Origin of the sequence: Megasphaera coli (genome assembly GCF_900095855.1) — a bacterium.
In the GTDB taxonomy this organism is placed as follows: Bacteria; Bacillota; Negativicutes; order Veillonellales; family Megasphaeraceae; genus Megasphaera; species Megasphaera massiliensis_A.
The window spans coordinates 1,498,783-1,524,321 of the sequence record NZ_FMIY01000002.1; the positions used below are offsets into that span (position 1 = coordinate 1,498,783).

Consider the following 25,539-nt stretch of genomic DNA (forward strand, 5'->3'; position numbering starts at 1 on the left):
AGTATATTACTCTTTTATTTACCCTTTTGTTTACCTTAGCATGTTCGGTCATGGTAATGGCCAATGTATCTTTAGGAATGATAGGCACTCGTGTAGAGAGTGTTCAAAATATGTTGATCGGCACGGGATATCTGACCGGCGGGGCGGATGGTGTGTTTGGAAGCGGTACACAGTCAGCTGTACAACGGTTCCAAGCAGATCATGGGTTGGCAGCCGACGGAATCGTCGGCACGCAAACGATGAATGCGTTGTCAACTGCCAGCGGCCAGCCGATACCTGTTGATAATACTATTGTAATGGAAGCTACTGCTTATACTGCCGACGATCCCGGAAATAGCGGTTATACCGCGACAGGACAGCCGTTGGCGTATGGTGTCGTATCGGTTGACCCCGATGTAATTCCCTTGGGAAGTCAGCTGTATATTGAAGGATACGGCTATGCCGTTGCTGCCGATACAGGCGGCAGCATTGTCGGAAACAGAATTGATTTGGCAATGGATTCTGTTGATGACGCGTTGAACTTCGGTCGTCGGAACGTAGTTGTTCACGTGTTGTAAGAAGAAGACGAGGAGACGAAAGTCGCCTCGTTTTTTGTTTGCAAAGTATGTATTTCCCTTGTGTTTTGTGGTATCCTAAACAAGGATTTGAAAGTAATTCAGTGCAGGAGGCTCTTTGTATATGGAAGATGTAACAGCATTAGTCTTAGCTGCCGGTAAAGGGACGAGAATGAAGTCGGCCTTGCCCAAGGTGTTGCACAAAGTCGGCGGGATTCCCATGATCGGACAGGTTTTGCAGGCCGTGAAAGCGATCGGTACGCGACGGGAAGCGGTTGTTGTCGGCTTCGGTGCCGATGCGGTAAAAGAATACCTTGCCGGCAGGGCGGAGTCAATTGTCCAGACGGAGCAGTTGGGTACGGGTCATGCGGTTATGCAGGCGGAAAGTCTGTTGGCCGGCGAAAAGGGAACATTGCTGGTTACTTGCGGCGATACGCCTCTTGTGACGACAGAGACCTTTGCGGCACTTCTTGACTGTCATCGAAAGACCGGTGCTGCAGCCACCGTGTTGACTGCAAAAATGCCGGACCCGACGGGATACGGCAGGGTTATTCGAGATACTGCCGGCCGTGTAGCGAAGATCGTAGAACAAAAGGACGGTACGCCTGATGAGTTGGCCGTTAACGAAGTGAATGCTGGCATATACTGTTTTGAACTGCCATCCCTTTGGAATTTATTACACCGCCTCGGCAATGATAATCGGCAGGGCGAATATTATTTGACCGACGTCATCGGTATGTTTGTTGCGGAAGGCGCAACGGTCAGTGCGTTGTCGGCTCCAGATTACAGAGAAACGCTCGGCGTTAATTCGCGTCTTCAGTTGGCGGCAGCTGAAAAAATCTTACGAGAACGCAAACTGGAAGAGTTGATGACGGCAGGCGTAACGATTATAGATCCGGCCGGCACATATGTAGACACGACCGTATGTATCGGCAGCGATACGGTTCTTTATCCGGGAACAATATTGGAAGGCCGTACGGTTATCGGGAAAAACTGTGAAATAGGACCGTATACGCGTCTGACGAATGTACATATAGGTGACGGTAACCGTTTGCAATTTACCTGTGCCGATGACTGCGAAATAAAAGATGGCACGCAAGTCGGCCCGTTCGTCCATTTTAGGCCGCAAACAGTCATCGGTGCGGGCGTTAAAGTGGGCAATTTTATGGAAGTGAAAAACTCTCATATCGGCGACGGCACCAAACTGCCTCATCTCAGCTATATCGGCGACAGCGATGTAGGCGCAGGCGTAAATATCGGCTGCGGTGTCATAACGGTCAATTATGACGGCAGGGAGAAACACAGGACCAGGATTGACGACCATGCCTTTGTAGGCTGCAACAGCAATCTCGTTGCGCCTGTTGAAATCGGCGAATATGCGTATGTCGCCGCCGGTTCGACAGTGACGAAACGGGTGCCGTCCGGGGCCTTGGCCGTCGGTCGAACGAAACAGCGAAATATAGAAGATTGGGTAAAAGACGATACATATAAAAAATAAGCATTATAATATGAAGAGTGCGGCAAAGTAATTTACTATATTAACCCGGCAGGAGGGGCATAATGAGCTACGAAGACGGTAAAAAGCTTAAAATTTTTACGGGAAATGCCAACCCGAAGTTGGCAAAAGAAATTGCCGATTATTTGGGATTGGAATTGGGGAAAGCCTTTGTAGGTAAATTTAATAACGGTGAAGTACAGGTTATGATCGATGAAAGCGTTCGCGGCAAAGACGTTTTTCTCATTCAGCCGACAAGCCAGCCGGCCAATGATAATTTGATGGAGTTGCTGATTATGGCGGATGCCTTAAAACGTGCTTCGGCCAATCATATTACGGCAGTTGTTCCTTACTACGGCTATGCCCGCCAAGATCGCAAGACCCGCGGTCGGGAACCGATTACATCCAAACTCGTTGCCGATTTGATGACTACGTCCGGTATTACGCGTGTTGTGACGGTTGACCTGCATGCCGGCCAAATTCAGGGCTTTTTTGACGTCCCTGTCGATCATTTGGGTTCCGCTTCAATTATTGCGCGGTATATTAATGAAAAAAAGGAAAAGACGGATTTAGGCGAAATCGTTGTCGTCTCACCCGACTTGGGGGGCGTTACGCGCGCTCGTGATTTGGCCGATCGGGTCAACGCACCCATTGCGATTATTGAAAAACGGAGGCCCCGACCGGGTGTTGCGGAAGTGATGAATATTATCGGTGATGTAGACGGGAAAACCTGTATTATCGTTGATGATATTGTCGATACGGCCGGCTCCCTGTGCGGCGGCGCAAAAGCCCTTAAAGAAAGGGGCGCGTCCAAAATTATTGCGGCCTGTGCTCATGCGGTCCTGACGGATCCGGCAGTAGAACGTATTCAGAAATCGGATATAGCGGAATTGGTCATTACCAATACCATTCCCTTGCCGGCAGAAAAGGCGATTGACAAGATTAAAGTTCTTTCCGTCGCGCCCTTGTTGGGTGAAGCGATTATGCGTATATTTCACCAAGTATCGGTGAGCAAGTTGTTTGAGAAGTAAGAGGAGTTTTATTTCGTGCACATGATTGTCGGTTTGGGTAATCCCGGACCTGAATATGAGGGCTCAAAACATAATGCGGGATTTTCCGTTGTCGACAAGCTGGCCCGGAAGTGGGAAACGGACTTTCAGAAAAAACAAATGGACGCACTTATCGCCACGTCAACCGTTCAGGACGAGACGGTATTGCTCGTAAAACCGCAGACCTATATGAATGAAAGCGGTCGAGCCGTTGGACCGCTTATGCGTTGGTATAAAATTGCCGAAGAAGATGTATTTGTCATTTATGATGACATGGATTTACCTGTCGGCAAGCTGCGGATTCGCGAAAACGGCAGTGACGGCGGTCATAACGGTATAAAGAGCCTTTTTGCCAACGGCTGCCGTAACTTTGTGCGCTTTCGCCTCGGCATAGGCCGGCCTTTGGGGCATGACGATGTTATTGCTCACGTACTCACGCCTTTTCCGGAAGATTTGCGTGAGCGCTTTGAAGAAGGTACAGCGTATGCGGCGGAAGCTGTAGAAGGGTGTCTGGAACTGGGTATTTCCAAGGGAATGAATAGATTCAATCCGAAGCGGCACGGTTCATAAGCCGCGCCGTAACTGTTAGTTGTACAGTATGTGCAGAGGAGCGGTCTCATGATAGGTATTTATAAAAAAATTTTGGCGATCTTTGCTCTTGTCACCGTCCTTGCGGCCGGAACAGCCGGTGCTTACGTACCGCCTACAAGTGCCGAATCGGCGTGCATGATTGAGGTGGATACGGGAAAAATTTTATATCAAGTCAATCCGAATAAGTGGATTCATCCGGCGAGTACGACGAAAATCGTAACCTTTTTGACGGCTCTGGATAAGGGAAGGGACAAACTGGATGAGCCCATAAAAATATCGGCGGCTGCGGCCAACACGGAGCCGTCCGTATTGGGAATCGCACCGGGGGATAAGCTGTCACTGCGTGAAGCGATGCGCGGTATGATGGTCGTTTCCGGTAATGATGTGGCCGTTGCCGTTGCTGAAACCTTGGGCGGTTCCGTCGCGAAGTATGCGGAAATGATGAACGCCGAAGCCGTGAAGATGGGAGCAACACATACTCACTTTGTCAACCCCAACGGCCTGACAGCTGTACGTCATTACTCAACGGCCGTCGATATGGCCCGCATGACCGCATACGGCATAAAGCATTATCCCGAATTTCGCTATACCGTAAGTTTACCGACATATATGGTAAAGTATTTGGACGGACATACGAAATACGTAGAAACGACAAATAATTTTTTGAAGAGCGGATATAACGGTGCAAACGGCGTAAAAACCGGTTATACCGATGCGGCAGGTGTCTGCCTTGTCGCATCGGCGACACGCGACGGACATACGTTGGTTGTAGCTCTTTTTAATGACGACAATCGCTGGACAGATGCTCCTGCTATCCTGGATTACGGATTCAGACGATTGCAAACGGGAAAATAGAAATAATTTGCAATAAAAAACGAGGCATTAGGCCTCGTTTTTTATGTGTCAGTATGATGGAGATTATACTTAGAAATTTTCCGAGAGAAGTTCGAAGAATGCCTGCGGATGAGCGCAAACAGGACATACTTTCGGAGCTTCGTCGGCTTCTGCGATGAAACCGCAGTTACGACAGATCCAGGTGCGCTTTTCAGTACGTTTAAAAGCCGTACCGTTCTTAACGTTTGCCAAGAGAGCGCGATACCGTTCTTCATGGTGTTTTTCGATAGCGCCGACGCGTTCGAAGAGCTCCGCAATTTTATCGAAGCCTTCTTCACGGGCAACTTTGGCAAACTCCGGATACATTTCCGTGTTTTCATAGTTTTCGCCGTCTGCAGCATCGTTCAAAGCGCCGTCCAAATCGGGCATACCGCTGTGCAACAGCTTGAACCAGATTTTTGCATGCTCTTTTTCATTGTGCGATGTTTCGTTGAAGAAGCCGCTAATCTGTTCATAGCCCGCTTTTTTGGCAACACTTGCATAGTATTCGTACTTCGTATGTGCCTGAGATTCACCGGCAAATGCGGCCTGTAAATTTTGTTCCGTTTTGCTTCCTTTTAAATTCATTATAAGAATCCTCCTCAATAATCAATAATCAATATTTGTTACTGACTATATTATATAACTTATTTTTCCTAAGTCAAGAAGAATCATTACTTGTTATTTATGAATTATACATAATATTAATATGCTTAAACGCTATATATAGGCTGCTGCGGCCTCATCAATTGATGATAACATAAAAAAGGAACTATAAGAGATTTCGGTAAATCTGTCTTATAGCTCCTTCAACGGGGATAGCCATGCTGCCGCTTAACCTTCTTTTTTGTATTGGTGCGGCAGATATGGGCAATGTACCTGGCAATACACATGATTAGAAAAATGGCAACTGTTAGAAAGGAGGCCGATTCCGGGCCTAAGGTCGGAACCGGAAGGAGGCTCAGGTAGTCGGGCAGCTTGTAGAGCAGAGCCGTATACAGGCCGGCTATAAGGAACAATAGAGAAAAAACCTTGCCGATTAAGGTAAAGACGATACCGATGAGTATATAAAAGGATCGCTCTATCGGCCCGATATGCCTTTTTTCTCTATTTACATCCGGTTCGGTATGTACGTCATATGGATTTTGCTGCCGCTTATAGCTTTTTTGCCGATAGGGTGAAATGGCGGGATTTTCTTCAGGAATGACCGGCTTTCCTATGTAGTAGCGATAAATATTTTTCGGTGAGCCCAATTGACGGCAAATTTCATCTTCCGACAGGCCTTGGCGCATGCCTTTACGGAAGAGCGTTTCGCAATCCGATAAAATTTCCTGTAAATCATCTTTGTTACTGTGCCGAAAATAGTAACGTAACAGATCCATAAACTCCGTTTTTCTCACATTTTTACCTTCTGTCGTTGTAAAGTTTCCAATCGTTCCTGTAATTGAGCGCCCTTATTCCATGAAACTGCGCCGAGGATCATGATGATCACGAGGAGCGGCACGGCAAAGGGGCGAACGGGCTGCGGTAAAAAATCCAAAGCTGCAAGCGGTTCGGCATTAATAAGGATAAAATAAGCGATTCGAAAGAGTGCGGCCACAGTCAGGAGGAGAGCCGTAAATCCGCACATATATAACAATATATAGAGGCGACGCCATGTCGCTGGTGATTGAAACATAAAGAGAACTCCTTTATAATAAATTGAAATTGATTTTATATTAGCACAAAATAAAATCTTCGGCCAACCGATACCGACAGAATACACATTATGTATGAATGATAGGGGAAAGGCGGTGAACGTAATGCTGACGACAATAAATTTGCAGGATATAGTGCGAAATTACGGGGAAATACTTGTAGTTAAGGGTATTCGCATAGCTCTCATATTTGTGTGCGCTTTTCTTGCATATAAAGCTGTTGAATTTATCTTGGGGCGACTGGTTGGCTTTCCCGTTAACCGCATGAGTGACGCCGGGCGGCAGAGAGGAATGACGCTTCTGTCCATTACGCAACATATCCTTTTCAGTATTTTTTGTTTTTTTGTCCTCATAGCGGTACTGAAAGAATTGGCTATTGATACGACCTCCCTTCTTGCAGGCATAAGTATTATCGGACTGTCTATCGGTGTCGGCGCACAGAGTCTTGTCAAGGATTTCACGGCAGGCTTTTTTATTCTTGTAGAAAACCAATATGCCTTAGGCGATATTGTGAAAGTTAAAGGTATTACGGGGAGAGTAACGGAACTTACCTTGCGCACGACAAAAATTGAGTCGGCCGACCATGTTGTGAACATCATACCTAACGGCCTTATCGATACGGTAACGAACTATACGAGAGGCGTTTATTCCGGCGCCGTACGCATTGCCGTTGCACAGGACTTTGGCCCCGATATAATCATCCCCGTATTGGAAGAGGCCTTAAAAGCTGTTTCAAAAATTCCGGCTTTGAAGAACGGTGCGGTTGTCGGCGGGCTTTCAGGGATGGAAGGAGACGCGTATATATATGACGTAATATTGCCGTCGGACTGGTCGGATTCATACTCGCTCTGTACGGCTTATCGCTGTGAAGTGGCTAAGCGGTTCAGAGAAAAAGGCATTGTTCTGCGGAGTTTACGTATAGACAATGTTACAACCGGGAAATAACACAATGATTTTCTGGAATAAAGGGGCTTGCTATGAGCGATTTTGTACGTTACCGCGTCGGTGATGTCGTGCAGTTAAAAAAGGTTCATCCTTGCGGTATGAATGAATGGGAAATAATGCGTATCGGTATTGATTTTATCATTATATGCCGTGGCTGCGGTCATCGCGTAATGATACCGCGGCAAAAGTTTGAAAAAGCGGTTAAAAAAATTTTGCGATCGGCCGAAGCGGAGACGGAATTATAATTTCTCTGAATAAACTGTAGAACCCGAAAAAAATCAGTTGTTTTTTTCGGGTTTTATGATATGATAAATACAATATTTACTTTATCGAATTAAAGTAATAAAGAAAGAAGGGAATATACTCAATGAGCCGGGCCCGCTTGGACGGAGTAAAGATGCTGCATCATGATGAAATGCGCAATTATGCTCGTATACAAAGTAAGATGCTGGAAGTTTTGATGAAACACGGCTGTAAGATCGTAGAACCGCCGAGTTTTGCGGATTACGATATATATGGACAATTTTTTCCGCATTTGCGCAGAGAAATGGTTAAGACCATAGATGCCGACGGTTCTGTCCTTGTTCTGCGTCCCGATGCGACACTGCCTATCGTTGAAACGGCGGCTCGCGAATTCCCCCGAACAAATCAGCTTTTAAAGTTCGGTTATGTAAGTACGGTTTTCCGCAAATATTCCGGGAGAAGCACGTACGGTAAAGATTTCCTTCAGGGCGGGGCTGAAATTCTGGGAGACCCCGAGCCTGAATGTGACGGTGAGATCATTGCCATGGCTGCAGCGGTACTGGCGGCTGTAGGTATTTGTAATATTCATATCGATATCGGGACGGCAGCATACGCGTACGCGCTTTTTGACGAGTTGTCTCTGGATAAAGAAGCTAAACAAGTGCTGCGCCGCTATTTGGGAGAACGTAATCTTGTTGCCTACCGCGGCTATACGGCTCTTTTGCCGCTGCGATCCGACTGCCGCCGGGCTCTTGACGCCTTGCCCGTCCTTTTCGGACCGTATGCGGAAACATTGACGGCAGCCCGGACTTATTGTCTTAACAGCGGTATGAGAAATGCGTTGGCACGACTGGAAAAAACTCATCAATATCTCGGCTGTGCCGGATATACGTCGCATATCCGGCTTGATTTGGGGGTTACGGATCCGTTAGGGTATTATACGGACATGATGTTTAAAATATATGCGGACGAAGCGCTTTGCGAACTGGTAAGCGGCGGCAGATACGATCGGCTTTCAACCGCTTTCGGCATAGAACGGCCGGCTTGCGGGTTCGGTATGAATCTTAATTTATTATATGAGTTTATGAGTGATGCAGGTCTGCTGAAAGATGCTGAACCGTCATTGCAGCTGGCCGTTTCTTATTCGACTTATGATCGGCAGCTTCTCATTGACCTCTTCAATTGGCGCCGCCGGGGATTTCGCGTAGCGGCCTATCCGGATACGGCCTATATTGATGCCGGAGACTGCAGGTTATGTTGCCGTTACGGGGACGGAGTATATCATAAAGACGGAAACATACTGACTGCCCGGGAATTGGAAGAATTTATGAGGAGGTGTGATGATGGCTCTTCATATTGCCCTAGCTAAAGGACGTATACATAAAGTTGTTATGAAATATTTACAGGCCGGCGGTTATAACTTTTCATCCTATTCGGAAGACAGCCGCAAACTTATTTTTGAAGATATACAGGGACGTATAAAAGTGACGCTCGTCAAATCGCCGGATGTTGCTGTCTATGTAGAAAGAGGCGCTGCCGATATAGGCATCGTCGGTAAGGATATACTGATTGAAGAATGTAGTGAAGCGGCAGTCTATGAAATTTTCGATCTCAACATCGGCTGCTGCCGTATGGCTGTTGCCACTATTGCCGGGCGGAAGATAGAAATGAGTCGGCGCCTTACTGTCGGTACAAAATACCCGCTTATTGCACGGCAGTATTTTGAAGCGCATCATCACAGCGTCGATATTATTAAGCTCAACGGCTCCGTCGAATTGGCACCGCTTATCGGCCTGGCCGATGTTATCGTCGATATTGTCGAGACGGGCAATACGCTAAAAGCCAACGGGCTGGAAGTAGTGCGGTATTTTATGGATTTCAGTGCTCGTATGATTTGTAACCCGGTTTCTTTTAAATTAAAGTACGGAGAGATACAGGCTTTGATCCGAAATATCGAGGAACGGAGAAAGGCGGAGGGGGAGCATAATGGAGAGAATAGAAGTACCGGATAAAGGATTTACATTAAAGGAGATCAGGGAGATCACAGAGCGGGAGCAGGCCGGTGACTCCAAAATACGGGAACGGGTAGAAATGATCCTGGCAGCCGTTCGACAGGATGGAGATCGGGCGGTTCGAAATTTTACAATATGCTTTGACGGCGTAGATGTGCCGGAGTTTCGGATCACCGAGGAAGAAATTGAGGCAGCGGTGAAAGCGGTCGGCCCCGAATTTATGGAGATACTTGCGGAAGCGCGTAGTAATATTCGTACTTATCATGAGCGGCAGATAGAAGGATCGTGGTTTAAAGAAGTTCGTGACGGCGTTCATCTCGGTACTCGATTTACCCCCATTCGGCGTGTCGGTGTCTATGTTCCCGGCGGTACGGCGGCATATCCGTCTACTGTCCTTATGGATACGGTGCCGGCGCAGGTCGCGGGCGTACCGTCCATTGCCGTTTTTACTCCGCCCGGCCGGGACGGCGGTGTCAGCCCGTATATATTGGCGGCCGCTTATGTTGCAGGTGTAAAGGAACTTTATAAGGTGGGCGGCGCCCAGAGCATTGCGGCTGCCGCTTTCGGCACGGAAAGTATTGAGCCGGTTTTTAAAATTGTAGGTCCCGGTAATGCGTATGTGGCTATGGCCAAACGTCTTGTCTTCGGTGTCGTCGGCATCGATATGATTGCCGGACCCAGCGAGGTAGGTGTTTTGGCTGATGATTCGGCCGATCCTGCCTGGATTGCCGCGGACATGCTGGCACAGGCGGAGCATGATGTGCGGGCTGCAGCTTTTTTGGCAACGCCCAGCGAAAATATAGCCCGTTTTGTAGAGTCGGAAATATCCAGGCAGCTGCAAGACTTGGGGCGCTGCGAAATTGCCGAGGCCGCTCTTCGGGATTATGGCAAGATTTTTATTACAAAAAGTAAAGAACAGGCTGTAGAAATTATGAATCTCATTGCGCCGGAACACTTGGAAATACTGTTTGATCGGCCTGAAACATATGTTTCGCAGATTCTGAACGCCGGTGCAATTTTTGTGGGTCCGTACACACCCGAGCCGATAGGAGATTATTTTGCCGGTCCCAATCATACTCTCCCGACTATGGGAACGGCCGCCTTTTCGTCTCCTTTGGGCGTATATGATTTTATGAAAAGGAGCAGTCTCTTACAATATGATCGGACTGCTTTTACGGCTGTAGCGGCAAAGGTGGAACGCTTTGCCGCCGTGGAAGGGCTGCAGGCCCATGGACTGGCTGTGAGGAGGAGACTGGATGAATAAGGAATGGATTCGCACGACCTTGCGGCAGGTTGAGCCCTACAAGGTGCCGGTTATTTCGGAATCGACGGTTATCAATGCCAATGAAAGCCCGTACAGTATATTTGACTTTCCCGCTGTTAAAAGCGATTTCTTGCAGCGGCTGGAAAGACTGCCGTCATATCGCTATCCGAAACCTTATGCCGATGACTTGCGGAAGGCCCTTGGCGAATATGTCGGCTGCACTCCCGAAGAAATTCTCGTGGGCAACGGAGGCGATGAAATTATCGGCCTTGTGTGCAGCACCTTTCTGGAGCCGGGCGATACGATTCTGACGCACTGGCCGACCTTTGACATTTACGGCATTGACGCATCCATGACGGGCGCAAGGGAGGAGCGCGTTCCCGATAAAGACGGATTTGTGCGCAGCGCCGAAGCGTACGGGCAGGCCGTGAAAGAAAAAAAGCCGAAGGTCACGGTTATTTGCAATCCCAACAATCCGACAGGGCACCTGTGGAGTACGGACGAAGTGGAATCGATTGTGGCGGCTTCGGATCGGCCCGTTCTCGTCGATGAGGCCTATCTGGAATTTTCCGGGCTTGAAAGCAGTATTCCTCTCATTCGCCGATACGACAACCTCATCGTCCTGCGGACACTGTCCAAGGCCTTCGGACTGGCCGGTTACCGCATAGGCTATGCGGTCGGGCAAAAGGAGATGATTGACGCCCTGGCTCTGACCAAGGCGACGTATAACGTCAATGCCGTTTCTCAAACGGCCGGCCTTGTCGCCATGGCGCACAGGGATGAAATCTTGGGCTTTACGATTCCGCGCATTGTACGGACGCGGGATTTTCTTGCCCGAGAGCTTAAAGAGATAGACGGGATTAGGGTATATCCGAGCGCTGCCAACTTTATCCTTTGCCGCGTTCCCGATGGGGCGGCGGCGGTCAAGGCTTTGAGCGCTGCGGACATTGCCGTTCGCAGCTATAAGGCGAGTGCCTTGCGCGATTGCCTGCGTCTCACGGCGACGACGAAAGATACGGCGGAGCGGATTGTTGCCGCTCTTAGAAAGGAGTTTAGTCATGCGTAAAGCGCAGGTTGAGCGAAATACGAAAGAAACGCAGATTGTCCTTTCCCTGAATCTCGACGGCAAGGGAAGCTTTGCGGGAACGACGGGTGTGGGCTTTTTTGATCACATGCTGAATCTTTTTGCCTGCCACGGCAGTTTCGATATGGTACTGGACGTGCACGGCGACCTTGCGGTGGACTCTCATCATACTCTGGAGGATTTGGCTATTGTCCTGGGCGATGCGCTGGATCGGGCCTTGGGAAACAGAATCGGCATCAGGCGGTACGGTATTTTTTATTGTCCCATGGATGAAGCCTTGTCCCGCGTCGTCATCGACTTGAGCGGACGTCCGTATCTGGTCTATGACGTAGAGCTTAAGGCGGAACGTATCGGCGATTTTGAAACGGAAATGTTGCGTGAATTTTTATATGCCCTGTCCGTGCACGGCCGGATGAATTTGCACGTCACCAACTTGTACGGCATCAATTCGCACCACATAGCGGAATCCGTATTTAAGGCCTTGGGGCATGCTTTAAAAGGAGCCGTTTATGTGGAAGCGGATTCGGATAAGGTCTTGTCGACTAAGGGAGTGCTGTAAGATGAGAGTCGTCATTATTGATTACGGTGTCGGGAATTTGGCAAATGTCGCCTACGCATGGCAGCGGCTCGGCGTAGACCCGATTATAACAAATGCCCCCCGCCTTATCAGGCAGGCCGACTTGATTGAGCTGCCCGGCGTCGGAGCCATGCGCGATGCCATGGAAAACTTGAGAAAACGCGATTTAATTCCCGTCCTGGAGGAGGAAGTAAAAAAGGGTACTTTCTTTCTCGGCGTGTGCCTCGGCATGCAGGCGCTTTTTGAAGCGTCTCATGAAGACGGCCTTCACAAGACGCTGGGATTTTTGCCGGGTGAAGTGATGCCCTTGAAGAGGACACTTAAAGTGCCGCACATGGGGTGGAACCGGCTGGATTTCCGGCAATCCCATTGGTTGCAGGAAGGCTTACCGGCCCGACCGTATGTGTATTTCGTCCATTCATACTATAAAACGCCGACGGATACGCCCGATGTCATTGCCACTGCCGATTATGACGGGCCCGTACCGGCCGTCTGCTGTAGCGGTAACGTGGTCGGCATGCAGTTTCATCCCGAAAAGAGCGGTCCTGTCGGGGCGCGGCTCTTGCAGAATATGGCGGACTATGTCCGAAAGGAGTAGGCTCATGATTGTATTTCCTGCCATTGATATACAAAAAGGACTTGTTGTCCGTTTGCGCCAAGGCGTTGAAAACGATAGTGTCACGTATTTTGAAGACCCCGTGAAAACAGCCGTAAAATGGTATGAAGAAGGAGCGGCATATTTACATGTTGTCGACCTGGACGGCGCTTTTGCCGGAACGCCGCAAAACGGTGTCATAATCCGGCAGATTTGTGAAGCCGTGCCGATTCCCGTTGAAGTGGGCGGCGGCATCCGCTCGGCAGCGACGATTGAAGACTATTTGGAAAAAGGCGTTGCCCGCATCATCATCGGTTCCTTGGTCGTAGAAGACGAAGGCTTTTTGCAGGAAACGGCGCGGCAATACGCAAAACATCTGGCCGTTTCCATTGACGCGAAGAACGACGTCGTCGCCACGCACGGCTGGGTGGACGGCAGCGACAAGACGGTCCTGCCCTTTGCCGAGCGGGTTCTGGAGGCACGAATAAGCACGATTATTTATACGGACATCGGCCGTGACGGCATGCTCAGCGGGCCCAATTTACCCATGCTGCAAAAGTTGCAGTGCCTGCCGGGGATTCGGCTTATCGCGTCCGGCGGCATCGGTACCGTGGACGATTTGAGGAACTTACGAACTCTGGGCGTATACGGCGCCATTACGGGAAAGGCCCTGTACGAAGGAAGAATTACGATGGCCGAGATTTGCGAACTCGCGGGAGGCGCATAAAATGCTTGCAAAACGGATTATACCCTGTCTGGACGTGCGCGACGGTCGCGTTGTCAAAGGGCGGCAGTTTAAAGATATTCGCGATGTGGACGATCCCGTACGGTTGGGTGCGTTTTATTCCGCCCAAATGGCGGATGAATTGGTATTCTATGACATTACGGCCACCTACGAGGGGCGCGCCCTTTTTTTGGATGTCGTCCGCGGCGTGGCGAAGACCTTGGATATTCCCTTTACGGTCGGCGGCGGCATCCGGACGATAGATGATTTTCGCCAAGTCCTCTTGGCCGGGGCCGACAAAGTTTCCGTTAATTCCGCGGCCGTCAGGCGCCCCGAGCTGATTCGTGAAGCTGCTGAGCGCTTCGGCAGTCAGTGCGTGGTTCTTTCCATTGATGCCAAGCGCGGCCGGCAGGGGAATTGGGAGGTATACGTTTCGGGCGGCAGAGAAAACACGGGAACGGATGCCTTTACCTGGGCGCGGCAGGGCGTTGCTCTGGGAGCCGGTGAAATCTGTATCAACTCGATTGATGCGGACGGCGCAAGATCAGGCTTCGATTTGGAATTGAACAGTTTATTGGCACGGCAGTTGCCGGTTCCCGTCATCGCGTCGGGAGGGGCCGGAAAAATGAGCGATTTTAAGGATGTCCTCAATGTCGGCGCCGACGCGGCTTTGGCAGCTTCCGTTTTTCATTACGGACAGATTGCCATTCCGGAGTTGAAGCGCTATTTGTGTCATGAAGGCATTGCGATGAGGGGAGCTGAAGAATAAATGGATCGTGTCAGCGTTGAAGAGATTCGATTCGATGGGCGCGGGTTGGTACCGGCGGTTATTCAGGAAGCAAATAGCGGCAGGGTGCTGATGGTAGCGTATATGAATGCCGAATCCCTGCAAAAGACACTGGAAACGGGACAAACTTGGTTTTACAGCCGGAGCCGGCAGGAACTCTGGCATAAAGGCGAAACGTCGGGACATTTCCAGAAAGTTGTTTCTGCTGCCGTAGACTGTGATGCCGACACGCTGCTTTTTCAGGTGGAACAGACCGGAGCGGCATGCCATACAGGCAGTAAATCCTGCTTCTTTCGCGGTCTCGATACGATAGAGAGCTGCGTTACGGGCAGCCTTGCCGTCCTTGCCGATTTGGGAGAAAGAATTCGGGAAAAACGATTGCACCCGACGGAAAAATCCTATACTGCATATTTACTGAATGCCGGGATGGATAAGATCTGCAAGAAGATTGGTGAAGAGGCGGCAGAAGTAATTATTGCGGCCAAAAATGTAAATGGCTGCACTGCGGCGGAAAACTTACCGGAAATGCGGGCGGAAACGGCAAAAGAATCGGCAGATATCCTTTATCATCTGTCCGTTCTTTGGGAGGCGGCCGGGATTACGGTAAACGATGTCATGACAGTACTGGAGGAGCGTTCACGTACGCAGGGAAACAAAAAGACGGCAGGTCATGGGGACAGGACTTTTTGAGGTGACTTATGAAAACCGTAATCTTCGATGTAGATGGCGTGCTGCTTAGCGAAAAGCGCTATTTTGATGTATCCGGGCTGACCCTTTGGGAATGGTATAACAGCCCTCTCTATTTAGGCCTCGGGGAAGAGCGTTTTACATCGGCTCCGTCGGAGGAACGCATCATTGCTTTGCGCCGATATTATTGGGCAGATGACATGCTGCTGCGTAAATTTAAGTCACATGGTATTAACAGTAACTGGGATATGGTGTATCTCCACGTTCTTTTGGCTTTCCTTCTGCGGAGCAGAGAAAATAAAGAGCTCTTTGCCGGCTGGACTGCCGGTTTTACGAAAATCGAAGGAGTGCGGGCTGCCGGTGCTTTGCTGAAAAAAAGAGGCTTTACCGTAGCGCCCGGAACGGACTTGTTTCGGCTTTTTACGGCAATTGTTCCGGAAGATACCTGTAAGGATGAAGTATTTCCTTGTATGGAAAAAGCTCTGTCCGATGAAGGCGGCTTGGCGCTTCAACGCGGGTTGAGCCTGCACGGTCCCTTGTGGTGCCGCCTTTTTGAGTGCTTTCAGAACTGGTATTTGGGTGATGTTTTTTACAGGGATACATATCATGATGAACCGTATAATGTCGGCAAAAAGGGGTTTTTGCAGTGTGAAGTGCCTCTCGGCGGGGCTGCTGAAACAAAGGCTATGTTTAGAGAATTGAAGCGGCGCGGCTATCGGTTGGCCATCGGTACGGGCAGGGCGGCCAAAGAGGTGGAAGTCCCGTTTAAGACTTACGATTGGCTTACTGAATTTGATGCTGACCATATTGCTACGGAAACGGATGTAAAAAAAGCGGAAAAGCAGCTTGGCATACCGCTTGATAAGCCGAACCCCTTCGTCTATTACGCCGGTGCCTTCGGCAGATATGAAGCACGTTATCGGGATTACCTTCTACATCCCGAAGTATATAAGCAGGGAGAATACATTATTGTCGGTGATTCCCCGGCTGACGTCCGGTGTGCCAAAGCCATGGGAGCCGTAATGATTGCCGTCCTTACCGGCTTGGACGGTGAACAGGCAAGAACAGTATTTGAACGGGAAAATGCAGACTATATTGTCGGTTCGGTTTTGGATATTCCGGAAATACTGCTATAATTTTTATTGCTTTCGTCATATTTCGATAAGCTCAAAAAAGTGCGCGTAATGTACGGTGCCATTGACAGTGTCCCCTTCATTACCTATAATTAAATAACTGAATAAGAGAAATCGGGAATGTAGAGAGATGTGAACCGGGTTTCTCCGCCCGGATAATGGAAACGAGGGGCGGCTGTGTTATGAACAGCCGCCTTTTTTTACAGGAGGGAAGCATGCGTTTGCGAAGAAAGCCTTGGATTGACGAGGCTATTAAGGCGTATACGTCTTTTGTCCGTCTTCATCCGGGTGAAGAATGCAAAGGGCATTGGCGAGAATTATTTGAAAATCCGAATGTACCGCTTTGGGTGGAGCTGGGAACGGGGAAAGGCGATTTTATTTCCCGTATGGCCGAACTTCATAAGGACGTGAACTTTATTGGCATTGAAATTCAACTGGGCGTACTCTATTATGCCGCTAAAAAATGTGCTGCCGCCGAATTGACCAATGTCCGGCTATTGCAATTTGACGTCTCCCTTTTAGAGACACTCTTTTCCGCAGGCGAAACAGATAGATTTTTTATTAATTTTTGTGATCCGTGGCCCAAAAAACGCCATGCCAAACGGCGGCTGACGCATCGGGCTTTTTTGGACCGTTATGCGCGGCTGCTGGCAACAGGCGGAGAAATTCATTTTAAATCCGATAATGAGGGACTCTTCAATTTTACGCTACAAGAATTTAAAGAGAGAAATTGGGAGTTATCCGAAGTAACATATGATTTACATCACAGCGATATTATCAATGAAGCGCTGACTGAATATGAAACTAAATTCAGCGCTAAAGGGCAACCTATTTTTCACTGTGTCGCCAAACGGCCTATGGAGGTGCATTGTCATCAAGAAGGTTAAAAGAATGAATCGGCCCATGTTTGCCCTCTTAACGGCCTTTGTCCTGCTCTGGGTAATCGGTACGGTAAACGTCTTCAGCGCGACCTTTGCAGAAGATATGTCATCGGGCAGTGCTTACGGTCATCTTGTACGCCAGTTGGTGTTTTCCGCTCTCGGTCTGGTTCCGGCAATTTATATCTTTAAGCGCGGTTACATACATTTACGGAAATATGTAAAGACGCTGTATATTTTAAACCTGGTCTTATTGCTCCTGGTGCCGCTTGCGGGCATTACCGTTAACGGTGCCAGACGGTGGATCGGCTTCGGCGGATTTACGTTTCAACCGTCGGAACTGGCGAAATTAACGATTATTTTGTGTGCCGCCCACATCTTGGCGCTGCTTTTGGAAAAACATAAACCGGTTGAGTTTTTGATGCCCTTACGGACGGACAGTAAAGCATCGGTGTGGCAACGGGCCAACTTGTATCCGCATCCTGTCTTGGCTTTGGCCTTGGTCTTGGCTGTTCCCGTTATGCGTCAGCCCGATGCGGGTACAGCCATCATTATTCTGCTCATTCCCGTGTTAATGCTTTGGATCAGCGGTGCCCGCATAAAGCATGTGAAATACCAGATCCTTGTCGCGCTGGTCGCAGCCGGGATATATCTCGGGTCCGCGCCATATCGGGTGGATAGAATCATTGCCTGGTGGTATCCGTGGGAATATGAAAAAACCTTGGGCTACCAGACCGTTCAGGGACTTATCGCCATCGGCTCCGGAGGCATTATGGGCCAGGGATTGGGCGAGGGGATCAGTAAATTCAGCTACCTTCCTGAAGCGCATACGGACTTTGCCTTTGCCGTACTTGCCCAGGAATGGGGCTTGCGCGGATCTTTTATAATGCTTATCTTATTCAGCATTATTATTTATTACGGCTGCATTTGTGCCGGTCATTGCAAAGATCGTTTCGGTATGCTTACGGCTTTCGGCATTACCATGTATTTCGGCGTACAGGGGTTTATTAATATCGGTATGGTCAGCGGCGCCCTGCCGGTTGTCGGTGTACCGTTGCCTTTTATCAGTTACGGCGGGACGTCATTAATTGTAAATATTGTGACGGCGGCTGTTTTGCTTACTATATGTAAGGCCAATTACGACGAAGCGCGCAGGCGCGCGGCCGTATTGTACGAGCGGCCCGTTACGTCCATGCGTGATGAGACGCGCAGCGTTTTTCGTCCCGGCAATGTAAAAAAATAGGAGAGTAAAGATGGAACAAAGACGCATTATTCAGGTTGATGAACGGCTGCCCTTATTGCAGACCTTGCCGCTCAGCTTACAGCACTTATTTGCCATGTTCGGATCAACCGTCCTGGTCCCGTTTTTGCTGAAAGTGGATCCGGCGACGGCTCTCTTTATGAACGGCATCGGCACTATTTTATATCTCGTCATTTGCAAAGGGCGGCTGCCGGCCTATCTAGGTTCCAGCTTTGCCTTCATTTCGCCGGTCCTTGCCGTTTGCGCCACGCCGGGCATGTCATACGGTGATGCACAGGGCGGCTTTATCGTCTTCGGCCTGTCCTTCGTCGTCTTAGCGGTGCTCGTCAATAAAGTGGGCACGCGCTGGATTGATATTCTCTTTCCGCCGGCGGCCATGGGTGCCGTAGTTGCCATTATCGGTTTAGAACTGGCCCCTCTTGCTATGACCATGTCCGGCTACTTGGGTGAAGCTCAGGATATGCCGAATGAGATGGCCATCATTATTTCCACGTTTACATTGGCGGTTACGTTATTGGCAACCGTGCTGGGGCGCGGATTTATCGGCATCATCCCCATTCTTATCGGTGTTATTTCCGGCTATGTCCTGTCATGGTGCCTGGGTGTCGTCGACTTTGCCAAAGTGGCGGCAACACCGTGGTTTTCCGTACCGACTTTCTACGAACCGAAGTTTAACCTCAGCGCCATTATGATGATTATGCCGGCTCTCTTCGTAGTTTTTGCGGAACATTTGGGCCATCTCTTTGTAACCAGCGATATTGTAGGCCATGATCTCATTAAAGACCCGGGGCTGCATCGGTCTCTTTTCGCCGACGGCCTGTCCAATATCCTCTCCGGTTTTGCGGGTTCTACGCCGAATACGACGTACGGTGAAAATATGGGTGTCCTCGCCATTACGGGTGTGTACAGTACATGGGTAATCGGCGGCGCCGCCGTGTTGGCCGTTATCTTTTCTTTTGTCGGAAAAATTGCCGCCCTGATTCACGGCATTCCTGTTCCCGTCATGGGCGGTGTCTGCATTCTCCTCTTCGGCTTTATTGCGGCATCGGGCATTCGCATTCTCGTTGAGAAGCATGTCAATTACACGCGCTCGAAAAACCTCATCTTAACGGCCGTAACCATGATTTGCGGCTTGTCGGGTGCGACCGTTGTCATCGGCCCCGTTCAACTGAAGGGGATGGGATTGGCAACGGTTGTTGCCATGATTTTAAGTCTGGCCTTTCTCGCTTTTGAAAAATTGCACATTGACAATTATCATTAAACGTAAAAAAGGGCTGTAACAAAATAAGAATCCGGTATCACAGAATGATGTGGTGCCGGATTTTTGGGCTATACCGTTTTCAGTCCTCTTTCAAGGAAAAGTCCTCCGGCGTTATGCCCGAAGGTGCGGCCGTTACCGACCATTTCGACCTGAGTATGCCTTCTGAATAACCGGTTTTGAAAGCATTGAAATTATTTAGTTGTTAAGCCGTTAAAAATAAAAGAAAAGCTCGAACTCCGACAAAGAACTGTCAAAGTTCGAGCTTTTCTATTGGAGCCACTTATCGGATTTGAACCAACGACCCTCTCATTACGAATGAGATGCTCTACCAGCTGAGCTAAAGTGGCAAGTACAACACTAATTATATGAAAATAAATGCAATCTTGTCAAGCTTTTACATAAAAAGGAAAGGCGGGATGTCCCGTGTAAGCACATAAATTTTTAAAAAATACAGAAATCGGAGAAAGCGTAAAATTCATACACAAATAAAACGGCTTAAAACAAGAAAGAAGATAAAACTGAAATGTCTCTATGTAATGGAAAGCATATTGTAAAGTTTCATGAGACGAATATCTTCCTTTGAAATTTTAAGAGATTTTTGGAATTCTTCCGTTTCCTTTTGCTTCTTTTTCGACAGGCATACCTTGGTGGCAATAGGCATGAGCGGCCGCGTAGAGATACCGCCGAGAAGCCCCCACTTCGTAGGAACGTCGAGGAAGGTCGACAAAATAGTAATCGTCAGCTGTTCTGTCGGTGTATTCTGATTTTTCAATGTTATTGCCGAAAGGGAATCGTAATGGGTAAGTGTGCCCCAATAGGTGTTTTCGCAGTCCTGATAGGTCTCATACGCGTTGATGTTGGCGAAGAGCATGATTTTATAGGAGTTCATACCCGTCTTGGCCAATATGTCAATGACACCGCGGCTGATCTCATTGCAGCGCCCGTCATAGAAATACATATAGAGCTGTGACGTATCACGGAAAAAGGCGGGCAGGCGCGGGGCGGAAATATTCATGGCCTCGTCCTGAACGGGGTAGAGGAGCTGCTCTACATGAATACCCAGGACGCGGGCAATATCGTAGAGTGTCATGATGTCTAAAGAGATTTGCCCGTTTTCATATTTACTGACTGTAGCCTTACTTTTACAAATGGCTTCGGACAATTCTAATAATGTTAAATTCTTCTTTTTTCGGTAAATTTTAATCTTATTACCGATTTCTTGCGGGATATTTACCATGGGATACCTAAAAACGTTTCGTACAAATATGTTTTTTCACGAAGAACCGTAAAATTGTTTTCCCTTTTTGAGATTATACCATGAAGGACGTAAAAAATCCACTTAAAAGAAACAAAAATAGTGAAAAGTTTCTTTACATGAGAAATGTGAATTCTTGAGAGAAACGGCCGACAATGATATCATTTATACATAAACGAAATAGGTTTGCGTCATAACAAACCGTTTCAGGATTCCGTGGATTTTTAGAGAAAGGAGTCATACTTATGATTCGGATGGGTACATTTTTCGTGTTGGCTTTTTCTGTCCATGTGTTGCAAGGATTGTATATGGTGTAATGAATAATCTTAGTGTAAAAAATGTTGAGTTCGGAGGGATATTGTATGTCAATGAGCAGTTTGGCGAGACAGGCCGGCATGTCCGAGACGGAGTGGAAGCAGGCCGTAAAATTTGACAGCACCGACTGGGGCTGGATTGTCATGAGTATCGGTATGGCCATCGGTGCGGGAATCGTGTTTTTGCCCGTACAGGTCGGGTTGGTAGGTGTTTGGGTATTCTTATTATCGGCTCTTATTGCGTATCCGTCTATTTATTTGCTGCAACGCCTTTTTATCAATACCTTGGCCGATTCGCCGGATTGTAATGACTATCCGAGTGTTATCAGCGGCTATTTAGGAAAAAACTGGGGCTTCCTCCTTGGTATTTTATACTTCATGATGAGCCTTATTTGCGTCTTCATGTACTCGACGGCTCTTACCAATGACAGCGCGTCCTTCCTTCAATCCTTCGGCGTAACGGACGGCCTTCTGTCGGACAGTCCGTGGTACGGCCTGGCCGTCATCTGTTTTATGGTCGTCATCGCGTCGCGCGGTGAAAAACTGCTCTTCAAAGTATCGACACTCATGGTGCTCACGAAGCTCTGCGTCGTCGCTTGCCTGGGCCTGCTCATGGTGCAGTCATGGGATTTGGCGAACATAGGTGCTTTCCCCGATTTCGGTTACATCTTAAAGCAGACGATCATTATGCTGCCTTACACGCTTACGTCGATTATCTTCATTCCCAGCTTGAGTCCCATGGTTATTTCTTACCGGTCTCATCACAAGTCTATTTACGTAGCTCGCTATAAAGCGCTGCGAGCTATGAAAATCGCCTTTCTTGTCCTCTTTGTCACGATCTTTTCGTATGCCTTGTCCTTTAACCTGGCTATGGGACACGAACAGGCGGTGGAAGCATATACGCATAATATTTCCGCCCTTGCTATGGTTGCGAAAGGTGCCGACGGTGATGTGGTGAAGATTTTCAGCCTCGTCTTGAACATCTTTGCCGTCGTTACGGCGTATTTCAGTGTATTCCTCGGCTTTAAGGAAGCGTGTACGGGCATTGCCATCAATCTCTTGTCCCGCGCCCTGCCGGCGGAGAAAATCAATAGAGAACGCGTGGCAACGGGGATTCTTGTCTTTGCGGTCGCCGTTTCCTGGGGGGCTATCGTTCTCAACGCGCCGATTTTAAAACTCCTCTCGTTCTTGGGTCCCATTTTGGGCTGTATCGGCTGCCTCATCCCTGCATACCTCGTGTACAAGGTGGCATCGCTGCGGCAGTACAAGGGAGCAGTCCTGAACCTCATCGTCTTTTCCGGCGTCCTCCTCGTCGTTTCCCCCTTTATTGCCATGATTTAATTATCTTGATTTATGAGAAGGTTTTCCTGCGGGAGAACCTTCTTTTTGTTTACCCTGTTTTTGGATGTTCGTTCCGGCGGGTAGTGTACACGGACTTATAAGACGGCCGGCACTCGTATAGACGAGGCAATTATAAAAATAATTGTCGAATAGGAATATGTGAAACTATTTTCACATATTCCTTCTTTATGGTATACTAAAACTGTAGAGATGTATTTACTATGTATAAAGGGGGATATGATCATGGATAAAAAAGGTCTCGTCCAAGTCGTAAAGGAAATGATTGCTGCTCCGTCCTGCTATAAAGACTTGCAAAAAATCGGACAGGAATGGGTTGATGCTGTCGGTACGGATAAGGAAAAGGCCGCTGCCGAAAAGCTCTTGGCAGAAGTCAAAGCGGATATCAATACGGTTGACGACCTCATTGAATTTGCCGCATCGTCCGAAGCGGTGAAAATCTTCGGGGAAAAAGGTGCTGAAGATTTGGAAGCACACGGCAGACAAATTAAAGCCGAAGGTGCGACCTATTGCGACTGCGGTGCTTGTGCAGGTGCCGAAAAGATATTGAAAAATGAAAGTGTTCTCTTGAGTTAATAAATAAAGGCGCCATCTCAAAGCGAGGTGACGCCTTTACACGTATTGCTTTCTAAAACTTAATGTATAATTGGGAATGTATTTAAATAGTAAGAGAGGAAGTGACCTTAATGTTTTGTACAAAATGTGGAGCACAAGTGGATGATAATCAGCGGTTTTGCAGTAGTTGCGGCGCACCTACGTCAGGTGATATGCAAAATGCCGGCGGTTCCGCAGCCGGAAGCAATCCGGACGGCTGCGCGGATCCGTCAAATCTGTCCGACGCGGAGTTGGAAATCGTACGTGCCAAGGGTTTTATTGAAAATTTCCGGTATATACTCACGGAGAAATATGTGACTGTTAAGGGACGTGCTTCACGCGGTGAATATTGGAAATTTGTCGGCGTGGCGGTTATATGTAATGCGATTCTTATCTGCCTGGGTCTGGTTATACCGTTTATAGGCACTATCTTATCGAATATTTTCGGGCTTGCCGTACTTCTGCCCGGCCTGTGCCTGGCAATTCGCCGTCTTCATGATGTTCGTAAAAGCGGATGGTGGCTCTTAGGCGGCTTTATCCCGTTTGTTAACTTTTATATCCTTTTCCTTCTTCTTTCGGAAGGACCGGAAGAATATAATGAGTACGGCAGAAAGACGAACTTCGTTGCCCTGACGGCGGCTGAAGCGGCTCGTATCGGCAAGCCTGCCAGCCCGTCGAACGGAATGATTGTTGCAGTTGTTATTGTTTCGCTGATTTTATTTATGATTGTTAATTCTTTGACGGTTACGACGACATATTGGTATAAACTCTAAAAGGTATTATATATAACGAATCGGGTTCGGACATACACTCCGAACCCGATTTTTGTATGTCATCGATAAATATTATTTATAATTTATATAAATTATCGCTTATACAATTATTTTTTACTTCTTATATTATTATTTCGAAAATTATTTACTTGATTTAAAAAGTTTGATACAATTTAAGTGAAAACGAAACAATGTTCTATTTAATAGAACAAGGACGAAAGGAGGGCAATTATATGTTTACAAGTAATGAAAATACTAGGTTAACATTAAAACAATTTATTATTATTTTCTTTCTCGGGCTGGGGTATACCGTAGTTTATGCAACTCCCTTTATCCAATATGTTTTTTATGATTCCCTCGTATCAGCACTTGGCTGTTCTCAACAACAACTAGGTTATTTAATCACTATCTTTGGCATCGGTAATATACTGGCGGCCTTTGGAGGAATATTAAGTGATAAATTTAATACTAAAACTATATATATGATAGGCATTGGATTAATTTGTATCTTGAATTTCTTATTTGTATTCAATATGAATTATGAATTTGCTCTTTTCACCTGGGCCGGATTTGCTTTCGCCGGCTTGTTCCTGTATTTTCCGGCACACATTAAATTAAGCCGGCTTGTAGGCAGTGAACACCAACAGGGAACTATTTTTGGATTTGTTGAGGCTTTTTGTGGAGTAGGAAATGTCATCGTAAACTTTATTGCATTATATTTTTTTACAAAATTTGCAACTGATGCATATGGAATAAACGGATTGAAAGCAGCAATTGTCTGTTATGCCGTCATCGGAGTTTTTACGTTAATTGGATTATATTTTTTAATTCCCAAACCGGAACAACAAGGAAATAAAGATGAAGATACAGAAAAAATGACATTTTCTGACTGGATTCATGTAATGACAGATATACGGACATGGATGTCCGGTATAGCTGTCTTCGCAACATATACAATGTATTGTACTTTGTCATATTATACCCCGTATTTTACAAATGTATTAGGCACATCTGTTGCTTTTACAGGAGGATTAGCTATCATCCGTATATACGGAACTCGCTTTGTCGGAGCGCCGCTTGGAGGATGGCTGGGTGATAAAATTCATTCATTATCAGCTGTGGTCGGTTTTGCTTTATCAGGTGCTATTGTTTTTGTCATTGTATTTAAATTATTACCGGTAGGAATCGCTCCTGCTTTACTTATAGTGATGACAATTCTGACAGCTGTTTTTACATATATGGCTAGAGGTTCCATGTTTGCTGTTCCGACAGAATTGCAAATTCCCAGAAAGTATGCAGGATCCACGTCCGGTTTAGTTTGTTGCATCGGATACTGTCCTGATTTATTTATATTTGTTCTTTATGGTTATTGGCTTGATACCTATGGGAATGCCGGATTTGACAAAATATTTTTGTTTTCCACTGTGGTTATGGCAATCGGAGTCTTAAATTCTATATTGATTCAAATATACAAGAAGAAGCATAAGATTTCTAATTCTAAGGATGCCCCTATAGTATAAAGAAAGGAGAATGC

Annotated in this window: 28 protein-coding genes and 1 tRNA gene; 24 read left to right on the plus strand and 5 right to left on the minus strand. The window is 47.6% G+C overall.

Annotation, left to right across the window (positions count from 1 at the left end; all coding sequences use genetic code 11):
- Positions 1-56 precede the first annotated feature (56 nt).
- The 5 genes from BQ2674_RS07790 (at position 57) to BQ2674_RS07810 (ending at position 4,544) form a co-directional block, all read left to right on the plus strand.
- Positions 57-557 (plus strand): peptidoglycan-binding protein, encoded by a 501-nt coding sequence (locus BQ2674_RS07790; protein ID WP_075573397.1) that lies wholly within the window; start codon positions 57-59, stop codon positions 555-557.
- Between the two features lie 121 nt (positions 558-678).
- Positions 679-2,052, plus strand: coding sequence for a bifunctional UDP-N-acetylglucosamine diphosphorylase/glucosamine-1-phosphate N-acetyltransferase GlmU (glmU, locus tag BQ2674_RS07795; RefSeq protein WP_075573219.1), 1,374 nt, complete (start codon positions 679-681; stop codon positions 2,050-2,052).
- A 62-nt stretch (positions 2,053-2,114) separates the two neighbouring features.
- The gene (locus BQ2674_RS07800) at positions 2,115-3,080 is read left to right on the plus strand and encodes a ribose-phosphate diphosphokinase (RefSeq protein ID WP_075573220.1); all 966 of its coding nucleotides are present in this window, start codon (positions 2,115-2,117) and stop codon (positions 3,078-3,080) included.
- A gap of 21 nt (positions 3,081-3,101) precedes the next feature.
- Complete coding sequence (gene pth / locus BQ2674_RS07805) at positions 3,102-3,668, plus strand: aminoacyl-tRNA hydrolase (RefSeq protein ID WP_075573398.1); 567 nt, start codon at positions 3,102-3,104, stop codon at positions 3,666-3,668.
- Positions 3,669-3,716: 48 nt separating this feature from the next.
- Positions 3,717-4,544, plus strand: coding sequence for a D-alanyl-D-alanine carboxypeptidase family protein (locus BQ2674_RS07810; RefSeq protein WP_075573221.1), 828 nt, complete (start codon positions 3,717-3,719; stop codon positions 4,542-4,544).
- Between the two features lie 69 nt (positions 4,545-4,613).
- Here BQ2674_RS07810 and rbr read toward each other — a convergent pair whose 3' ends face one another.
- The 3 genes from rbr to BQ2674_RS07825 form a co-directional block, all read right to left on the minus strand.
- Entirely contained in the window at positions 4,614-5,150 is a 537-nt protein-coding gene (rbr, locus tag BQ2674_RS07815; RefSeq protein WP_075573222.1) for a rubrerythrin, read from the minus strand.
- Between the two features lie 221 nt (positions 5,151-5,371).
- Entirely contained in the window at positions 5,372-5,962 is a 591-nt protein-coding gene (locus tag BQ2674_RS07820; protein WP_075573223.1) for a DUF1700 domain-containing protein, read from the minus strand.
- Positions 5,959-6,240, minus strand: a complete 282-nt coding sequence (locus tag BQ2674_RS07825) for a hypothetical protein (protein WP_075573224.1) — start codon at positions 6,238-6,240, stop codon at positions 5,959-5,961. Before BQ2674_RS07825 ends, BQ2674_RS07820 begins: the two co-directional genes overlap by 4 nt.
- Before the next feature lie 124 nt (positions 6,241-6,364).
- Between BQ2674_RS07825 and BQ2674_RS07830 the strand changes: the two genes are divergently transcribed.
- From BQ2674_RS07830 to uraA, 15 genes are all read left to right on the plus strand, one after another.
- On the plus strand, positions 6,365-7,204 hold the full coding sequence (locus BQ2674_RS07830) for a mechanosensitive ion channel family protein (protein WP_075573225.1): 840 nt from the start codon (positions 6,365-6,367) through the stop codon (positions 7,202-7,204).
- A 32-nt stretch (positions 7,205-7,236) separates the two neighbouring features.
- A complete protein-coding gene (locus tag BQ2674_RS07835) occupies positions 7,237-7,449 on the plus strand; it encodes a DUF951 domain-containing protein (protein WP_075573226.1) in 213 nt (70 codons plus the stop codon).
- 122 nt (positions 7,450-7,571) lie between these two features.
- Positions 7,572-8,816 carry an ATP phosphoribosyltransferase regulatory subunit gene (locus BQ2674_RS07840; RefSeq protein ID WP_075573227.1) on the plus strand — a complete coding sequence of 415 codons (1,245 nt, stop codon included), beginning with the start codon at positions 7,572-7,574 and terminating at the stop codon, positions 8,814-8,816.
- A 22-nt stretch (positions 8,817-8,838) separates the two neighbouring features.
- Positions 8,839-9,459 (plus strand): ATP phosphoribosyltransferase, encoded by a 621-nt coding sequence (gene hisG / locus BQ2674_RS07845; protein ID WP_235828837.1) that lies wholly within the window; start codon positions 8,839-8,841, stop codon positions 9,457-9,459.
- Positions 9,434-10,723 (plus strand): histidinol dehydrogenase, encoded by a 1,290-nt coding sequence (gene hisD / locus BQ2674_RS07850; protein ID WP_075573229.1) that lies wholly within the window; start codon positions 9,434-9,436, stop codon positions 10,721-10,723. The genes hisG and hisD overlap by 26 nt, the downstream gene beginning before the upstream one ends.
- Positions 10,716-11,789 carry a histidinol-phosphate transaminase gene (gene hisC, locus BQ2674_RS07855; protein ID WP_075573230.1) on the plus strand — a complete coding sequence of 358 codons (1,074 nt, stop codon included), beginning with the start codon at positions 10,716-10,718 and terminating at the stop codon, positions 11,787-11,789. Before hisD ends, hisC begins: the two co-directional genes overlap by 8 nt.
- Positions 11,782-12,366, plus strand: coding sequence for an imidazoleglycerol-phosphate dehydratase HisB (gene hisB, locus BQ2674_RS07860; protein ID WP_075573231.1), 585 nt, complete (start codon positions 11,782-11,784; stop codon positions 12,364-12,366). The genes hisC and hisB overlap by 8 nt, the downstream gene beginning before the upstream one ends.
- Position 12,367: 1 nt before the next feature.
- A complete protein-coding gene (hisH, locus tag BQ2674_RS07865; RefSeq protein ID WP_075573232.1) occupies positions 12,368-12,982 on the plus strand; it encodes an imidazole glycerol phosphate synthase subunit HisH in 615 nt (204 codons plus the stop codon).
- Positions 12,983-12,986: 4 nt separating this feature from the next.
- A complete protein-coding gene (gene hisA, locus BQ2674_RS07870) occupies positions 12,987-13,706 on the plus strand; it encodes a 1-(5-phosphoribosyl)-5-[(5-phosphoribosylamino)methylideneamino]imidazole-4-carboxamide isomerase (protein ID WP_075573233.1) in 720 nt (239 codons plus the stop codon).
- Between the two features lies 1 nt (position 13,707).
- Positions 13,708-14,472 (plus strand): imidazole glycerol phosphate synthase subunit HisF, encoded by a 765-nt coding sequence (gene hisF, locus BQ2674_RS07875; protein ID WP_075573234.1) that lies wholly within the window; start codon positions 13,708-13,710, stop codon positions 14,470-14,472.
- Positions 14,473-15,180 carry a bifunctional phosphoribosyl-AMP cyclohydrolase/phosphoribosyl-ATP diphosphatase HisIE gene (gene hisIE, locus BQ2674_RS07880; RefSeq protein WP_075573235.1) on the plus strand — a complete coding sequence of 236 codons (708 nt, stop codon included), beginning with the start codon at positions 14,473-14,475 and terminating at the stop codon, positions 15,178-15,180.
- Between the two features lie 8 nt (positions 15,181-15,188).
- Positions 15,189-16,313 carry an HAD family hydrolase gene (locus BQ2674_RS07885; RefSeq protein ID WP_083222324.1) on the plus strand — a complete coding sequence of 375 codons (1,125 nt, stop codon included), beginning with the start codon at positions 15,189-15,191 and terminating at the stop codon, positions 16,311-16,313.
- A gap of 212 nt (positions 16,314-16,525) precedes the next feature.
- Positions 16,526-17,197, plus strand: a complete 672-nt coding sequence (gene trmB / locus BQ2674_RS07890; RefSeq protein ID WP_075573236.1) for a tRNA (guanosine(46)-N7)-methyltransferase TrmB — start codon at positions 16,526-16,528, stop codon at positions 17,195-17,197.
- Between the two features lie 4 nt (positions 17,198-17,201).
- Positions 17,202-18,431, plus strand: coding sequence for an FtsW/RodA/SpoVE family cell cycle protein (locus BQ2674_RS07895; RefSeq protein WP_075573237.1), 1,230 nt, complete (start codon positions 17,202-17,204; stop codon positions 18,429-18,431).
- 10 nt (positions 18,432-18,441) lie between these two features.
- Positions 18,442-19,710, plus strand: coding sequence for a uracil permease (gene uraA / locus BQ2674_RS07900; protein ID WP_075573238.1), 1,269 nt, complete (start codon positions 18,442-18,444; stop codon positions 19,708-19,710).
- Positions 19,711-19,981: 271 nt separating this feature from the next.
- On the opposite strand, the gene BQ2674_RS07905 is transcribed toward uraA, so the two are convergent.
- Together BQ2674_RS07905 and BQ2674_RS07910 are read right to left on the minus strand one after the other, a co-directional pair.
- Positions 19,982-20,057 (minus strand) — tRNA-Thr (locus BQ2674_RS07905).
- A gap of 182 nt (positions 20,058-20,239) precedes the next feature.
- Positions 20,240-20,947, minus strand: a complete 708-nt coding sequence (locus tag BQ2674_RS07910) for a helix-turn-helix domain-containing protein (protein WP_075573239.1) — start codon at positions 20,945-20,947, stop codon at positions 20,240-20,242.
- A 380-nt stretch (positions 20,948-21,327) separates the two neighbouring features.
- On the opposite strand from BQ2674_RS07910, the gene BQ2674_RS07915 reads away from it, so the two are divergent.
- The 4 genes from BQ2674_RS07915 (at position 21,328) to BQ2674_RS07930 (ending at position 25,525) form a co-directional block, all read left to right on the plus strand.
- Entirely contained in the window at positions 21,328-22,620 is a 1,293-nt protein-coding gene (locus BQ2674_RS07915) for an amino acid permease (protein WP_235828838.1), read from the plus strand.
- A 243-nt stretch (positions 22,621-22,863) separates the two neighbouring features.
- The gene (locus BQ2674_RS07920) at positions 22,864-23,214 is read left to right on the plus strand and encodes a hypothetical protein (RefSeq protein WP_075573240.1); all 351 of its coding nucleotides are present in this window, start codon (positions 22,864-22,866) and stop codon (positions 23,212-23,214) included.
- Between the two features lie 110 nt (positions 23,215-23,324).
- The gene (locus BQ2674_RS07925; protein ID WP_075573241.1) at positions 23,325-24,005 is read left to right on the plus strand and encodes a DUF805 domain-containing protein; all 681 of its coding nucleotides are present in this window, start codon (positions 23,325-23,327) and stop codon (positions 24,003-24,005) included.
- Positions 24,006-24,238: 233 nt separating this feature from the next.
- Positions 24,239-25,525, plus strand: a complete 1,287-nt coding sequence (locus BQ2674_RS07930) for an MFS transporter (RefSeq protein ID WP_075573242.1) — start codon at positions 24,239-24,241, stop codon at positions 25,523-25,525.
- Positions 25,526-25,539: the final 14 nt, after the last annotated feature.